Genomic DNA, 16,231 nt, shown 5'->3' with positions numbered 1-16,231 from the left:
GACGGTCGTCGCGACGCAAGGGTGTCGATATACTCGGGCCACGCACGCGCCAGACACGCAGTCTTGAGAGGCATACCCGGCATGATCGAACTCGAACAAGAAGACCCTATCCCGCAAGGCGATCTCGCCCTGCAAATCACCGCGCTTCCGCGCGAAACCAACGGCTTTGGCGATATCTTCGGCGGCTGGCTGGTCGCGCAGATGGACCTCGCCGGTACCGCCATGGCCAGCAAGGTCGCGGGTGGGCGTGTGGCCACCGTAGCCATCGACCGCATGGCGTTCCTGGTGCCGGTCGCCGTGGGCGCGCAGCTGTCCTTTTATACCCAGGCCCTGGAAATCGGCCGCAGCTCGATCCAGATGATGGTTGAAGTGTGGAGCGACGACCCGCTGTCCAGCGAATGGCGCAAGGTCACCGAGGCGGTGTTCGTGTTTGTCGCCATCGACGGCAGCGGCCGTACGCGCTCGGTTCCCTCGCGCGCCCGTTAAACCTCGCCGGGTTTTGACGGTCAATTGCCCCATTGCCTGCCATTGAGAGTGTTGTTATGCCTGTGCCCCACGTTGAAACCGTGAAAATCGATGAGCTGGACTGCTGGCGCATCCGCCACAACGGCGCTGAGTTGATGGTGGCCCAACAGGGCGCGCACATCTTCAGTTACAGACGTGATGGCGAGCAGCCGCTGATCTGGCCCAACCCCGAAGCGGTGTTCAAGCAGGGCAAGGGCATTCGTACTGGCGTACCGGTGTGCTGGCCGTGGTTTGGCGTATTTGAGCGCAACCCGCAAAGCGTCAAGGCGATGCGCCAGAGCGAGCAGCCTGCCGGTGCCCATGGTTTTGTGCGTACTGCGTTGTGGGAATTGGCCGCGACTGAGCTTGAAGGCGACGCCTTGCGCGTTGACCTGGTACTGCCAGTGCCCGCCGGTGGCTTCCCCGGCTGGCCTCATCAGGTCGACCTGACCCTGAGCCTGTTGCTGGACGAGCAACTGCACATCCGCCTGACCAGCCACAACCGTGGCCCCGACACCATAACCCTGAGCCAGGCGCTGCACACCTATTTCGCCGTGAGCGATGTGCGCAACGTGCAGGTCGAAGGGCTGGACGGCACGGCGTATATCGACACCGCTGACGGCTGGACCGAGAAAAACCAATCCGGCTTGCTGCACTTCACCGCCGAGACGGATCGCATCTACCTGGATACGCCGGCGCAGTTGAATATCGTCGATCAGGACTGGCAGCGCCGTATCCAGCTCACCAGCGAGGGCTCGAAGTCCACCGTGATCTGGAACCCGTGGACCGAGCGCGCCAAGGCCTTTGATGACATGGCCGATGATGGTTGGACGGGCATGCTGTGCATCGAGACGGCGAATGTGCTGGATGATGTTGTTGAGTTGGCGCCTGGCCAAAGCCACACCTTAGGCCTGAGCATCACGGCTACTGCCTGGTAAACCCGATCGAAACTGTGGGAGCTGGCTTGCCTGCGATAGCAATGGTGAATTCACTACAGCTATCGCAGGCAAGCCAGCTCCCACATTGATGTGTGCCGGGCTCTAGAGATCGGACTCCTTCACCACCCGTACCTTTCCAGCATCCAGCGCATAGGCGGCGTCGGCCAAGTCGTTATTGACCTTTTCGACCTTGAGGGTCCCCGTGACCCACAGCGGCGTGTAGATATCATCCAGCTTCAGCCCCTTGGGATACCGCACCAGCACCAACTGGTTAGGCGGCGGTGGCGGCACATGGATGCATGCGCCAGGGTACGGCACCAGGAAAAACAGCGTGCTGCGGCCCTTGGCGTCGGTTTCCAGCGGCACTGGGTAGCCGCCGATGCGGATGTTCTTGCCGTTCATGGCGGCCACGGTCTTGGTCGAATACATCACCGCCGGCAAGCCTTTGCTCTGCTTCAGGCCGCCTTTGTCGGTGAACGTGCCTTGTGCTTCTGGAGAGTTGTGGTCAATTTCGGGCATGGCTTCCAGGGCTTTCTGGTCAGAAAGCGGCATCAGGTCCAGCCAATCGGTTTCCGGCAGTTCACCGGCGTGCGCCAGGCTTGAGCCCAGCAATAGAAGAGTCAACAGAAGACGGCGCATGGGGAGCAGCTCGGCAAGGAAAACAGTGCCGGCATTCTAGCCCTCTGCGCCTGCGCAGCGCAGAGGGCTTTGTCGCTTAGATCATTTCTTTTTGATCAGGCCGTAGATCACCAGCAGGATGATCGCGCCGATCAACGCGCCGATGAAGCCCGCGCCTTGACCGGCCTGGTAGATACCCAGCGCCTGGCCACCGTAGGTCGCCGCCAGGGAGCCGGCGATACCCAGCAGGATGGTCATGATCCAGCCCATGCTGTCGTCGCCAGGCTTGAGGAAACGCGCCAGCAGGCCGACGATCAGGCCGATAAAGATGGTTCCGATGATACCCATGGCATTTCCCTCTGAATGTAGGTGAGCTATGCCAAAGCCTAGTCAGGCTTTGGCATCCTGCAATCAGAGAGACGACGATCACCAATGGTTCCCGTCGGACTTGGCTTATTGCTCGGCGATCAGCGCTTCAACCTTGAGGATCTGCGCTTGCAGCGTCGCACGGTCCTTACAGCGCAGGTTGGCGTGGCCGACCTTGCGCCCGGCCTTGAAGGCCTTGCCGTAGTGGTGCAGGTGGCAGTCGTCGATGGCGATGACTTTTTCCACTGGCGGCACTACACCGATGAAGTTGAGCATCGCGCTTTCGCCGACCTTGGCCGTGGAGCCCAGCGGCAAGCCCGCGACAGCCCGCAGGTGGTTTTCGAACTGGCTGCACTCGGCGCCTTCGGTGGTCCAGTGCCCGGAGTTGTGCACACGCGGGGCGATTTCGTTGGCCTTGAGGCCACCGTCCACTTCAAAGAACTCGAACGCCATCACGCCGACGTAATCCAGCTGCTTGAGCACACGGCTGGAATAATCTTCCGCCAGGGCCTGCAACGGGTGGTCGGTGCTGGCCACGGACAGCTTGAGGATGCCGCTGTCGTGGGTGTTGTGCACCAACGGGTAGAAGCGGGTTTCGCCATCACGGGCACGTACGGCGATCAGCGAGACTTCGCCGGTGAACGGCACGAAACCTTCCAGCAGGCAGGCGACGCTGCCCAGCTCGGCGAAGGTGCCAACCACGTCAGCGGCCGTGCGCAGGACTTTCTGGCCCTTGCCGTCATAACCCAGGGTGCGGGTTTTCAGCACGGCCGGCAGGCCGATGCTGGCGACGGCGGCGTCCAGGTCCGCCTGGGACTGGATGTCGGCGAAGGCCGGGGTCGGAATGCCCAGGTCCTTGAACATGCTTTTCTCGAACCAGCGGTCACGGGCGATGCGCAAGGCTTCGGCGCTCGGGTACACCGGCACGAACTGCGAGAGGAAGGCCACGGTTTCAGCCGGCACGCTTTCGAACTCGAAGGTCACCAGGTCCACTTCGTCCGCCAGTTGGCGCAGGTGGTCCGGGTCGCTGTAGTCAGCCCGCAGGTGTTCACCCAACGCGGCCGCACAAGCGTCCGGCGCCGGGTCCAGGAAAGCGAAGTTCATCCCCAGCGGGGTTCCCGCCAAGGCCAGCATGCGACCCAGTTGGCCGCCACCGATTACACCGATTTTCATCGTCAACAACCTCAGGCGATGCGTGGGTCTGGATTGTCCAGCACGCTGTCTGTCTGCTCAGCACGGAATTTCTTCAGCACCGCGTGGAACTGCGGGTGCTTGGCGCCCAGGATACTGGCGGACAGCAGCGCGGCGTTGATCGCGCCGGCCTTGCCGATCGCCAGGGTCGCCACCGGAATGCCGGCTGGCATCTGCACGATGGACAACAGCGAATCCACGCCCGAGAGCATTGCCGACTGCACCGGCACGCCGAGTACTGGCAGGTGGGTCTTGGCCGCACACATGCCTGGCAAGTGCGCTGCACCGCCGGCACCGGCGATGATCACCTCGATGCCACGGGATTCTGCTTCATCGGCATACTGGAACAGCAAATCCGGGGTGCGGTGGGCAGAGACCACTTTCACTTCATACGGAATGCCGAGTTTTTCCAGCATATCGGCGGTGTGGCTAAGGGTGGACCAATCGGACTTGGAGCCCATGATCACGCCAACCAATGCACTCATCGTCGTGCCTCTTCTCTCTGGGCGCCCGCAGGCGCGTCAAAAAACAACAAGCCACGCGGGAAATCCGGCGTGGCTTGTTGTACGAAATTAGGCCGGTTGGACCGGCCGAAGGCCGCGCAGTATACCGTAATAATGCAGATAAACAGCCCCTTGGATGACCATCTGTCTAGCGGGGCAAAGTGGCGGTTTTATTGACTTTCAGGTCAGCGAAAACAACACACATTCCCCATGGGAACTGGGTCAATGTGGGAGCTGGCTTGCCTGCGATAGCAATGGTGAATTCACTACAGCTATCGCAGGCAAGCCAGCTCCCACATTGATCTTCAGCGCACTCAAGCGCCCTGCGCTGCCCCACCCTCCAACTTGCGCCACAACAACCGCACATTCGCCTTGCGCACCAACGCACAGCGATACAAACGGATCTCCAGCGGCACATGCCATTGCGGACCGCCGCACACCACCAGCTCGCCGCGTGCCAACTCGGCACGCACGCTCAACTGCGGCACCCAGGCGATACCCAGTCCTTCCAACGCCATGCTCTTGAGGCTATCGGCCATGGCAGTTTCGTACACGGTGGTAAAGCGCAAGGCACGCTGGCGCAGCAGCAAATGTACCGAACGCCCCAGGAATGCACCCGCGCTGTAGGCCAGCAACGGCACACTGCCCTCGCCTTCCAGATCAAACAGCGGCTTGCCATCGGCATCGGCAGCGCACACCGGGAGCATTTCGGTGTTGCCCAGGTGCAGGGATGGGAAGATTTCCGCGTCCATCTGCATCGCCGCGTCCGGGTCGTAGAACGCCAGCATCAAGTCACAACCGCCTTCGCGCAGGGCGTGCACGGCGTCGCCGACGTTGGTGGCCACCAGCCGCGTGGCGATGTTCAGGCCTTCGTTGCGCAGTTGGGCAATCCAGCGTGGAAAGAAGCCCAGCGCCAGGGAGTGCGCCGCCGCCACTTGCATGACTTCGCCCTGCCCGCCTTCCAGGTGATGCAAATGGCGCAACACTTCACCGAGCTGTTCGACCACGGTGCGCGCGGTCACCAGGAACAACTGCCCCGCCGCCGTCAATTCCACTGGCGTGCGCGAGCGGTTGACCAGGGTCAGGCCGAGCGCAGCCTCCAGGCTACGGATGCGGCGGCTGAACGCCGGCTGGGTGACAAAGCGCCGTTCCGCTGCCTGGGAAAAGCTGCGGGTGGCCGCCAGGGCGCTGAAGTCTTCCAGCCATTTGCTCTCAAGGTTCATCACTTCCCTCCACGGGTACGCACCATTTTGGCACACACGCCCGCCATGATAGCCGGGTCACACCTGCATTATGCCGTTTATGCATAGCCCAGTGCTGAACAGCATTGGCCCAAAAACTCACACAAGCCTAGCATTCGCAGCGTTCCGGCCAGTTCCGGGTCCATATCGAGATGATTTCCGTCATGTCCTCCGCTGCATCTTTCCGTACCGAAAAAGACCTGCTTGGCGTACTCGAAGTACCTGCCCAAGCGTATTACGGCATCCAGACCCTGCGAGCGGTGAACAACTTCCGCCTCTCGGGCGTTCCGATTTCGCATTACCCGAAATTGGTGGTCGGTCTGGCAATGGTCAAGCAAGCGGCGGCCGACGCCAACCGCGAGCTGGGTCAGCTCAGTGAAGCCAAGCACGCTGCCATCAGCGAAGCCTGTGCCCGGCTGATCCGCGGCGATTTCCACGAAGAGTTCGTGGTGGACATGATTCAAGGCGGCGCTGGCACTTCAACCAACATGAATGCCAACGAAGTGATCGCCAACATCGCGCTGGAGGCCATGGGTCACCAGAAGGGCGAATACCAGTACCTGCACCCGAACAATGACGTGAACATGGCGCAGTCGACCAACGACGCCTACCCGACCGCGATCCGCCTGGGTCTGCTGCTGGGCCATGACGCGCTGCTGGCCAGCCTCGACAGCCTGATCCAGGCCTTCGCCGCCAAGGGCGTCGAGTTCGGTCATGTGCTGAAAATGGGCCGCACCCAATTGCAAGACGCCGTGCCGATGACCCTCGGCCAGGAATTCCGCGCCTTCGCCACCACCCTCGGGGAAGACCTGGCCCGCCTGAAAACCCTGGCGCCAGAACTGCTGACCGAAGTGAACCTGGGCGGCACCGCCATCGGCACCGGCATCAACGCCGACCCGCGTTACCAGGCCCTGGCCGTACAACGCCTGGCCACCATCAGCGGCCAGCCGCTGGTACCGGCTGCCGACCTGATCGAAGCCACCTCCGACATGGGCGCCTTCGTGCTGTTCTCCGGCATGCTCAAGCGTACGGCGGTGAAGCTGTCGAAGATCTGCAACGACCTGCGCCTGCTGTCCAGCGGCCCACGTACCGGCATCAACGAGATCAACCTGCCAGCGCGCCAGCCAGGCAGCTCGATCATGCCCGGCAAGGTCAACCCGGTCATCCCGGAAGCCGTGAACCAGGTAGCGTTCCAAGTGATCGGCAACGACCTGGCGCTGACCATGGCAGCCGAAGGCGGCCAACTGCAACTGAACGTGATGGAGCCTTTGATCGCCTTCAAGATCTTCGACTCGATCCGCCTGCTGCAACGCGCCATGGACATGCTGCGCGAACACTGCATCGTCGGCATCACCGCCAACGAAGCGCGCTGCCGTGAACTGGTGGAGCACTCCATCGGCCTGGTCACCGCGCTGAACCCGTACATCGGCTATGAAAACGCCACCCGCATCGCGCGTATCGCCCTTGAAAGCGGCCGCGGCGTGCTGGAACTGGTGCGCGAAGAAGGCTTGCTCGACGACGCCATGCTCGACGACATCCTGCGCCCGGAAAACATGATCGCTCCACGTTTGGTCCCGCTGAAGGCCTAAGCGTTTGTTGCACCGCTCACCAGGTTGAGGGACTAGACACCTCTCACCTTTTGAGGGCCTGAAGGCTCGTTCTTCAGGCCCTTTTTTTTGCCTCAAGGTTGTGAAATGAAGCCCATAAAAACTCCAATATCGCCCTGCAAGCCCACCGCCCTGCTGAAACCTTTAATCGCCCCGTGCAGACGGATCACGCGCTCCTAGGTATAGTGCCGCCCCTCTTCGCGCTGCGGCCGTCGGTAACGAGGCCCGGATACACACGCGAAACCGCATGAATAACAACACCCGCAAAAGGATTGGGGTCGAACTGTCGCGCACTGCCTGGTGCTAAGCGACGGCGTCGCACCGTCCTGCGTTTGCCATTAGAAAAATCAGCGAGGAACACTCCATGCTCGAAGTCATCAACGACTTCCTCTCAGGGAAAGTACTGATCGTGCTCATTGTCGGGCTCGGCGGTTATTTCACGATTCGCTCGCGTTTCGTACAGCTGCGTCACTTTTTCCACATGTTCTCGGTGTTCAAAGACAGCCTCAAGAGCAGCTCCGACCAACTCAGCTCGTTCCAGGCGCTGATGCTCAGCCTGGCTGGCCGCGTAGGTGCCGGTAACATCGCCGGCGTCGGCATTGCCGTGACCCTGGGTGGCCCGGGTGCCGTGTTCTGGATGTGGGTCACCGCGCTGGTGGGCATGTCGTCGAGCTTTATCGAATGCTCCCTCGGCCAACTGTACAAGCGTACCGATGCAGAGGGCACCTACCGTGGTGGCCCGGCGTATTACATCCAGCACGGCCTGCACAAGCGCTGGCTGGGTATGGTCATGGCGTTCCTGCTGCTGGTGACCTTCGGCTTCGCCTTCAACGGCCTGCAAGCCCACGCCGTGACGCACTCGCTGAACAACGCCTTCGGCCTCGACACCACCTACACCGGCCTGGCCCTCGCAGCATTGCTGGGCCTGGTGTTCATCGGCGGGATCAAGCGCATCGCCTCGATTGCCGACCTGCTGGTACCGGTCAAGACCCTGGTCTACATCGCCGTGACCCTGTACGTGATCGTGCTGCAATTCGACCACGTGCCGGCCATGCTGATGACCATCGTCAAGAGCGCCTTCGGCCTCGACCAAGCCTTCGGTGGCCTGGTGGGCAGCGCGATCATCATGGGTGTGAAACGCGGCGTGTTTGCCAACGAAGCCGGTCTGGGCAGTGCGCCTAACGTGGCGGCAGTGGCTTCCGTAGAGCACCCGATTGCCCAGGGCGTGGTCCAGGCGTTCAGCGTGTTCCTCGACACCTTCGTGATCTGCACCTGCACCGCGCTGCTGATCCTGCTCTCCGGCTTCTACACCCCAGGCTTTGAAGGCGACGGCATTGCCCTGACCCAGAACTCCCTGGCAGCGGTAGTGGGCGACTGGGGCCGCATGTTCATCTCCGTGGCCCTGGCGTTGTTCGTGTTCACCTCGATCATGTACAACTACTACCTCGGTGAGAGCAACCTGCGCTTCCTGGTGGGCAACAACCGCAAGGTGCTGATCGGCTACCGTACGCTGGTGCTGGTGCTGATCTTCTGGGGCTCGATCGAGAACCTGAGCACCGTGTTCGCGTTCGCCGACATCACCATGACCATGCTCGCCTTCGTCAACCTGTTCGCCCTGGCGTTCCTGTTCAAGATCGCCATGCGCATCCTGAACGACTACGACAACCAGCGCGCAGCGGGCATCAAGACGCCGGTGTTCGACTCCAGCCAGTTCCCTGACCTGGACCTGGACCGCAAGGCCTGGCCGGCCAATCCGGTAAAGCCGGACGCCGCTACTTCGGCTGAGCTGAACGCCCAAGTACAACGCTAAACATCGATAGATGACACGCCGCCCGGCCTTGGGCATGCTCTGGGCCCGGCGGCGTTTTTCGTTCAGGAGATTTCTCGATGCAATCAGCTAACAATGTGATGGTGCTCTACACCGGCGGCACCATCGGCATGCAAGCCAGCGCCAACGGCCTGGCCCCGGCCTCCGGCTTCGAAGCGCGCATGCGCGAACAGCTGGCCGGCCAGCCCCTGCCCGCCTGGCGTTTCCAGGAAATGGCCCCGCTGATCGACAGCGCCAACATGACCCCCGCCTACTGGCAGCGCTTGCGCATCGCCGTGATAGACGCCGTGGACCAAGGCTGCGACGGCGTGCTGATCCTGCACGGCACCGACACCCTGGCCTACAGCGCCGCGGCCATGTGTTTCCAACTGTTGGGCCTGCCGGCGCCAGTGGTGTTCACAGGCTCCATGTTGCCCGCCGGCGTGCCGGGCAGTGATGCCTGGGAAAACGTCAGCGGTGCGCTGCAAGCCTTGGCCGACGGCCTCGCTCCGGGCGTGCACCTGCACTTTCACGGCGCGCTGATGGCGCCAACCGCCTGCGCAAAAATCCGCAGTTTTGGGCGCAACCCGTTCGCGGCACTCAATCGCCAAGGGGGCGTGGCCCGTGCCGAAACCGTCCCTGAAGCCCTGGGTTATCGTCAGCCCAAAGCCCTGGCCAATGTCGGCGTACTGCCGCTGGTGCCGGGCATCGGCGCAGCGCAGTTGGAGGCGCTGATTGGCAGCGGCATCCAGGCGCTGATCCTCGAATGCTTCGGCAGCGGCACTGGCCCCAGCGACAACCCCGCGTTCCTCGCCAGCCTCCAGCACGCGCAGGACCAAGGCATCGTCGTGGTCGCAATCACCCAATGCCATGAAGGCGGCGTTGAGTTGGATGTGTACGAAGCCGGCAGCCGCCTGCGCGGCGTCGGCGTGCTGTCGGGCGGCGGTATGACGCGCGAAGCCGCGTTCGGCAAGCTCAATGCCTTGATCGGCAGTGGCCTGGGCCTCGAAGCGACCCGCCGCCTGGTCGAAACCAACCTGTGCGGCGAACTGGGCTAAGCCGATCACGTAGATATGCACCGCCTGCCTGATTGAGCGCTTTTTAGCATGGCAAGCAACCCGTCCTCGGGTGCTTGCCCTTGTTAACGCTTATCAGGACCCCCTCATGCCTCCCATCGCCACAAAAAACACGCCGCGCGCGCAACTCACGACGGCCATGATCAACCAACTGTCCATCGGCCCGGCGTTTCGTGAAGTGGCCGCCGCGTTGTTACGCCTGCAGTTGAGGGAACACTACCCCGACCTGAATATCGACCCGGATAACGTCATGGTCGGTGCACCGAGCTGGGAAATCATCGAGGACGAAGTGATCGTCCTGTCCCCGCACTACGAGGTACTCACCGATATCCTGGCACGTCAGGCGGTGCTCGCGGTGCCCTCTCTGTTTATCGAAGGCGTGCACTTCCTCACCGAGACCCCCATCGTCGAGCCCCCCATACACCTGCCAGTGCGCGTCGAAGAAATCGCGCGGATCATCAACGTGCTCGCGCCGGTCATGCTCCGTGGTTATCAATATCAACAATTAGCGTTCTGGAACCAGACCCTGGGCAACGGTGGGCCAAATTGGCACGAGCTGTCCGTAGAGCTGCGTAACCGCTGGAACGTCAACAAGATCAGCGGCTGGACCGACGATGAATGCCTGATGCTACGCCAAGTCGCCCTGAAGCCCGACCTGGCGGACCGAGCCCTCGACGACCCCTTCAGCACACATGCCTACGTACTGGATATCGACCAGGTGGACGATGCAGGCAAGATCACCCACCTCAATGAGCACCTGATCAGCGTGGTGGTCGCCAAGCAAGACAAGCACGACGTCATCCTGACCCATTCGCTGACCATGGGCTTTCGCAAATACGCCAATTTCGATGAGCTGAGCAAGGATGTGCCTCGGCTGCTGGACACCGCGATCCCCCATCAGAAAATCCAATGGCGGCTGGTGGAACCTGACGGCGACTTTTTCGATTACCTGGCGTGCGCCCTGGTCACGATTCAGATCGAAGCCATCGGCGCCATCAATTTTTCCGACCTGCGCGGCGAAGGCGCCAGTCAGTTGGCCCTGGCCGGGCCACCCGGTTCCGTATCCGCGGGAACAAGCCCAGGGCACAACATGAATTGGTTGCAGGGAGCCCTGCCGGATTGGCTTGCCCGTGCTTCGATTTCGGACTTGAACAGCTTTTCACGCTACCTGAAGAACCTATCGGCGCTGCACAACTTCAATCAGGGCAGGACCTATGACGAGGGCCTCCCGTCTATTGAGGAATACGCCCTGAGCCGTCTGCGCGAAGAAATGCTCAAAGACCACCCCGATGCCGCCAGCCTATCGCTGGGCACCCTGCGCTTAAAAGTCCAGAGCCCCGTGTTATGGGGTTTATTTCCCGTGCCGGGGCAGTTCACCACCGATTTCTATACCGTCGAGCAACTGGCCCTGCAAAACCTGATCTCCGCTCCTTTGGGCATCAAGACCCTGCAACAGCAAATACCCTTTGCACTGCCCGACTGGCTGACCTTCGACTACCTTGAAATGCTGATCTCGCGTATCGACATTGGTAGCACCTACCCACAACTGGTCAAAGACACGCTGCTGGGTGACCCGGCGGAAACCGAGCGCCGCCGCACGATCTATGCCCAGCACCTGTCCATCCAGATGCCGCTGCTGGCACTGCAATGCAAGCTTCGTGGGGAAAATGGGATAGATGAGCGCGGGGTTCGTCTGGCCGCTGCGGCGTTCCTGCCCGACCCGACCGACCGGCAGGTGGACGGTTTCCCCGTTGTCGTGCGCCCGCTGGGGTTTATCCCAAGCTTACGGCTGGATAAAACCCCCGACATCGTCACCAATATGTACGTCATCAGCACACAAGACCCGACCGACGGCCCGTGCCTGCTGTATCGCCCGTTGCTCCGCGTCTCCCTCCTCCAATACCCCTCGTACGCCAATCTGGTGTACGCCATCCAGCAATCTCCCACCCTGCGCGAGTCAGTACTGGCCTGGCTGCCCGACAACGCACGTGACGATTACAGCCATTATGTGTTTCCGGGGAAAATCCCTTCTCCGTGGACCATCGCCGATGCGATTTCGAACAACTTCAAACTCATCAGCATGAGCGGACCGCTAGGGCTAAGCACAGACGCCATCACCGGCGACCTGCTCGACACGCTGTACAAGGCCAATGCCAACGCCCTGATCGAACTGGCCGACCGCACGTCGGTGTCGAATGCCGAGGCACGCTGGGAAACGTTCAAACGCGTAGGTTGGGCGATATTCAGTGGTGTCTTGCCGTTCCTGGGGCGGGCGGTGAATGCCGCGGCCTGGATATGGCAGATCATGGACCAGTTGCAGGCCCTCAGCGACGCCATCGAGAACCCTTCACGCCAGTCGCCTTGGGCCGCCCTTTGCGATCTGTTGCTCAACCTCGGCATGGCCGTCGCCTTGCACGCTGCGGCTCGCGCGGCACCTCGCCCTCGTGCTGAGGCCGAGTTAGCCGACAAGCAAACCGATCCGTCGCTCCCCTCGCCCAAGCCCAAGCCCGAGCCCGAGCCCGAGCCCGAGCCCATCAGTGTTCAGAAAATGCACACGCTCAAACCCGACCAACTGCCGTACAAACACCCCCGCCTCCTGCACACCCTCGGTGCCCTCAGCCGTAAACCGACGCAACTGGGTGCCGTGCTGGACAGTTTCAAGGTCAGCAAGCCGCAAACACTGGGCGACCCCATCAGAACCAAAGGTCCGCACCAATACCTGCATCAGAGCGGGGAAAAATACTATGCCCCGGTGGGCGAACGCTGGTTCGAAGTGGTGCCGGACGAGAACGACCAATCCTTCATTGTCGACGCGAAAGACGCGCGGCGTACCGGCCCACCGCTGATACATAACAAACAAGGCCAATGGTTCATCGATACGCGCCTGCGCCTGCGCGGAGGAGCACCGAAGGTCTTGGTCAAAAAAGCCATTTCCCTCGGGGAAGAGCGCGCAGAGCAGATGCGAAAGCGCCTGGACGAGTTCGAGCAAAAAAAACCGTCCCTTCGGACTCAACTCAAAGACGCCTACGACGCCATGGAAGCGGGCCCCTCCACGTCTTCGGCTGCCGCCGCCGAAGCCAGCCGACAAGCCTACCTGGGCACCTTGAAACAGCAATGCATAGAGTACGAATCTGCGCTGCAGGCGCTCAAGCAACTGTCCGTCCACGCCCATACACCGGACTATTTGCGGCGGACCCTCGGGATCCTCAAGGCTCAGACAGAAATGACCCAGGCGGGTATCAATCAAACCAACACACGCTTCCAGCCAAAACTGAGCGACATGTTGGACAAAATCAAACGCCAGGCCGAAGCGCCACAAGAGCGCTACATTGACGAAGCCCTGAAGACCAACGATTTGATCGGGGCAATGTTCAAGCACTTGGAGTACATGGAAGGCCGCCTCGACGAGTTGCGCGCACTGGGCGAAGATGGCGCGAATCTACGGCGAGACACCCAGCACTTGCTGCCAAGCTACAAAAGCGTCGACCTCAAGGTCCTGCAAGTCACACTGGCACGTAACCTGTGCCTGCCGGCCAGCACCACCGCCAGCGCACCTCACGCCTGGAAAGCCATTGACCAGATCGTCGACACCGCCGACCTCGCCATCCTCGGCCTACGCGACACGCTGTATGAACGCAGCGAATCACGCCTGGACGAGCGCATCGATATCCTGAGCAACCTGACCGAACAGTTCCAGACACTGGACGAGCGCCTGGAAGACTTTTCCGAGCAGTTTCATGAGCATGCCATCGACCAAAACGTCCAGACGCTACGCCAGCACCTCAACGGGTTCCGGCGAGATGCCATCCACAACCTGTCAGTACTCAGCGCCGAAAGAGACGTCGTGCGAAGCCGTGGCACACCGCTGCCCGTTGCGCCCCCGGTACACCGCAAAATCATCCGCACCCTGCATGACGGCATGCTGGTCGGCGTGCCGCGCCTGGACAAAGCCTGGCAAGACACCGGCCTGGTCGATATCACCTCGCCGCTGACGGAAAAAGTGATTGCCACCTACCATCAAAAAGACGGCGTGTGGTTGAGGCACTGGGAATCCGCGCCGGTTACCCCCACAGTGGATTTGTTCACCGCCGCCAGCCAAGGCCAGGCACTGCTGGACGAATTGCCCGCCTTCCTGGAACGCGCCCAACGCCAGGCCATTGCACCGCAACGCACCCCCAGCGGAATCGAATACCTCTATCACCAACATGCCCAGATACTGGAAAACAGCCGCAACGTCATCAGCCGTGCACTGAAGCAGGACAATCTCAGAGGAATCAACTTCCATTCCGCCACCACCGTCGAAAGCGCGCTGAAAAATGCGGTGACCGACCTTAACAAACGCAGCGATGAATTTACGACGAGGGCGCTCAAAGCGTCTCCTCCGACCGTCACCGGCGTCGAATGGCTCAAGCAACGCAACCTCATCTCCATCAAACAGACCGGGGTCCGCAAGCCGCTGGTCAAAAGCGCCAAACCTCTGTACTTGGACGAGTACGTCATCCGCGACCTCCAGACCAAGGAGGCTCTCTGGTACGCGCAATTTCATTACAGCGAGACATGGAGTTCGGCCGAACGCTATTTAGATGGCCGACTCATAAGCGTCGAAGATCACCAAGCCAGTGGCGACGCCGACTCCATCAGCAGCACGAGCCAATCGCAAAGAATCAACCAGTTACGCAGCGAAATCAGCCTGCAACCGGCCAAGGACCTGTTCTTCGAACCGCTCAAGACCAAGCGGCGTTTCTGGAAGAAGCGCCCGTAAGCCAGGCCTGGCGCAACTGCGCCAACGCCACGGCGATATCGGCTTCGGGCACGGCGGCAAAGCCCAGCACCAGGCCGGCGCGTTGGTCCACGGGCGTGGCCGATTGCGCCAGCCAGTAGCTGCTCAAGCCGTTGATTTCGATTCCCGCCGCGTGAGCCTGCGCCAGCAATTGCTGCTCACGAGCCAAGCTGTCCACGCGCACCGTCATGTGCAGCCCTGCCGCGACGTTGGGCAGTTCACCCACGCCCTCCAACCCGCTGGGCCAACCGGCGAGCAAGGCATTGCGCCGGCTCAATGCGGCCCGGCGCATGCGGCGAATATGACGCTGAAAGTGCCCCGCCGCCATAAACTCTGCCATCACCGCCTGGGTGCTGACTTCGGAGTGGCGCATGTCCACGGCGCGGCGTCGGGAAAACGCATCCACCAACCCCGGCGGCAACACCAGGTAGCCCAGGCGCAACGCCGGAAACGCCACCTTGCCGAAAGTGCCGACGTAGAGCACCCGGCCGCGGCGATCCAGTGCTGCCAGGGGCGATAAGGGCGCGCCGCTGTAGCGATACTCGCCATCGTAATCGTCCTCGATGATCCAGCCCCCCGTGCGCTCCGCCCAAGCCAGCAGTTCCAGGCGCCGCGCCAGGCTCATCACCACCCCCAACGGATATTGATGGGACGGGGTGACGTAGGCCACACGGCAGTCATCCAGGCGGTTGAGCACCTGGCAGTCGATACCCTCGCCATCCACCGGCACGCCGTGCAATTTACCGCCAGCCAGGGCGAATGCATGACCTGCGGCGCGGTAGCCCGGGTTTTCCACAGCAACCCCATCACCGGGCTCCACCAGCAACTGTGCACAAAGGCTAATCGCTTGCTGTGCGCCACTGGTGATCACAATTTGTCCAGCGCTGCACTGCATGCCCCGCGAGCTGCGCAGGTAGGCAGCGATCAAACCGCGCAGCCGGCCATCGCCGGCCGGGTCGCCGTAGCACAGTTGCTCCAGGTCCGGCTTGCGCCAGAATGCCCCATTTAGCTTGGCCCACACCTCGAAGGGAAACAGATCGAACGCTGGCACACCCACGCGAAAGGCCCGTGGTGGCCCCGCTGGCGGCTGCGCCAAGTGGTTGTTTTTTATCCGCGCCAAACCGCTGCTGTGGATAACTTCATGGTCCAGATCTTCCGGCAAATTTGCCAACTTTGTGGATAAAGCTGGGGATAAGCCTGTTGAAAACCCTGTGGATAGTTTTGTGGATAGTTTTTTTGCCGCAGGCAGTTGCGCCACATAGGTGCCATCACCGACCCGGCTTTCAATAAACCCCTCGGCATACAGCTGATCGTAGGCACGCACCACGCTATTGCGCGAGATCGACAACGCCGCCGCCAAGTCACGGCTGGCGGGCAAGCGCGTACCGCCGACCAGCCGCCCGTCCAGTACCCGTTGGCGCAGGGCTTCATAGAGCTGGCGTGTCAGCCCCTGGCGGCGATCCAGTTCGATTCCTGCAGGGTTGAAGGACAGCGGCGGCGTAATGGGCGACATATTGGACCTATGAAATGGGTGCCAGATGGATCTTTCCAGGAACCATTAGCCTGCCTAGGATGCAGGCATTCGCCAAGGAATATTTCC

General features: G+C 61.5%; 12 protein-coding genes. 6 read left to right on the top strand and 6 right to left on the bottom strand.

Annotated elements, in window-relative coordinates:
• Positions 1 to 81: 81 nt before the first annotated feature.
• Positions 82 to 486 (top strand): acyl-CoA thioesterase, encoded by a 405-nt coding sequence (locus J1G37_RS04165; protein WP_003176975.1) that lies wholly within the window; start codon positions 82 to 84, stop codon positions 484 to 486.
• Between the two features lie 56 nt (positions 487 to 542).
• On the top strand, positions 543 to 1,442 hold the full coding sequence (locus J1G37_RS04160; protein WP_207040303.1) for a D-hexose-6-phosphate mutarotase: 900 nt from the start codon (positions 543 to 545) through the stop codon (positions 1,440 to 1,442).
• A gap of 102 nt (positions 1,443 to 1,544) precedes the next feature.
• Here J1G37_RS04160 and J1G37_RS04155 read toward each other — a convergent pair whose 3' ends face one another.
• The 5 genes from J1G37_RS04155 to J1G37_RS04135 form a co-directional block, all read right to left on the bottom strand.
• Positions 1,545 to 2,081: a DUF3299 domain-containing protein gene (locus J1G37_RS04155; protein WP_207040302.1), complete on the bottom strand. Its 537-nt coding sequence runs from the start codon at positions 2,079 to 2,081 to the stop codon at positions 1,545 to 1,547.
• Positions 2,082 to 2,162: 81 nt separating this feature from the next.
• Positions 2,163 to 2,408 carry a GlsB/YeaQ/YmgE family stress response membrane protein gene (locus J1G37_RS04150; protein ID WP_017739000.1) on the bottom strand — a complete coding sequence of 82 codons (246 nt, stop codon included), beginning with the start codon at positions 2,406 to 2,408 and terminating at the stop codon, positions 2,163 to 2,165.
• A gap of 105 nt (positions 2,409 to 2,513) precedes the next feature.
• Positions 2,514 to 3,599 carry a 5-(carboxyamino)imidazole ribonucleotide synthase gene (locus tag J1G37_RS04145; RefSeq protein ID WP_015886586.1) on the bottom strand — a complete coding sequence of 362 codons (1,086 nt, stop codon included), beginning with the start codon at positions 3,597 to 3,599 and terminating at the stop codon, positions 2,514 to 2,516.
• Between the two features lie 11 nt (positions 3,600 to 3,610).
• The gene (gene purE / locus J1G37_RS04140; RefSeq protein ID WP_003176980.1) at positions 3,611 to 4,102 is read right to left on the bottom strand and encodes a 5-(carboxyamino)imidazole ribonucleotide mutase; all 492 of its coding nucleotides are present in this window, start codon (positions 4,100 to 4,102) and stop codon (positions 3,611 to 3,613) included.
• Between the two features lie 332 nt (positions 4,103 to 4,434).
• Complete coding sequence (locus J1G37_RS04135; RefSeq protein ID WP_192298058.1) at positions 4,435 to 5,343, bottom strand: LysR substrate-binding domain-containing protein; 909 nt, start codon at positions 5,341 to 5,343, stop codon at positions 4,435 to 4,437.
• Between the two features lie 182 nt (positions 5,344 to 5,525).
• On the opposite strand from J1G37_RS04135, the gene aspA reads away from it, so the two are divergent.
• The 4 genes from aspA to J1G37_RS04115 all read left to right on the top strand — a co-directional run bounded on the left by aspA (position 5,526) and on the right by J1G37_RS04115 (position 14,613).
• Positions 5,526 to 6,950 carry an aspartate ammonia-lyase gene (gene aspA / locus J1G37_RS04130; RefSeq protein WP_017739004.1) on the top strand — a complete coding sequence of 475 codons (1,425 nt, stop codon included), beginning with the start codon at positions 5,526 to 5,528 and terminating at the stop codon, positions 6,948 to 6,950.
• A 382-nt stretch (positions 6,951 to 7,332) separates the two neighbouring features.
• Positions 7,333 to 8,778 carry an alanine/glycine:cation symporter family protein gene (locus tag J1G37_RS04125; protein WP_207040301.1) on the top strand — a complete coding sequence of 482 codons (1,446 nt, stop codon included), beginning with the start codon at positions 7,333 to 7,335 and terminating at the stop codon, positions 8,776 to 8,778.
• Positions 8,779 to 8,855: 77 nt separating this feature from the next.
• Positions 8,856 to 9,833 (top strand): asparaginase, encoded by a 978-nt coding sequence (locus tag J1G37_RS04120; protein WP_207040300.1) that lies wholly within the window; start codon positions 8,856 to 8,858, stop codon positions 9,831 to 9,833.
• 106 nt (positions 9,834 to 9,939) lie between these two features.
• Positions 9,940 to 14,613, top strand: coding sequence for a hypothetical protein (locus J1G37_RS04115; RefSeq protein WP_207040299.1), 4,674 nt, complete (start codon positions 9,940 to 9,942; stop codon positions 14,611 to 14,613).
• On the opposite strand, the gene J1G37_RS04110 is transcribed toward J1G37_RS04115, so the two are convergent.
• Positions 14,576 to 16,144 carry a PLP-dependent aminotransferase family protein gene (locus tag J1G37_RS04110; protein WP_207040298.1) on the bottom strand — a complete coding sequence of 523 codons (1,569 nt, stop codon included), beginning with the start codon at positions 16,142 to 16,144 and terminating at the stop codon, positions 14,576 to 14,578. The genes J1G37_RS04115 and J1G37_RS04110 overlap by 38 nt on opposite strands.
• Between the last annotated feature and the right edge of the window lie 87 nt (positions 16,145 to 16,231).

Source organism: Pseudomonas sp. Marseille-Q1929 (assembly GCF_017316265.1).
Taxonomy (GTDB): domain Bacteria; phylum Pseudomonadota; class Gammaproteobacteria; order Pseudomonadales; family Pseudomonadaceae; genus Aquipseudomonas.
Note: the sequence above shows the minus strand (reverse complement) of the source record. Positions and strands in the feature narration are given on the sequence as shown.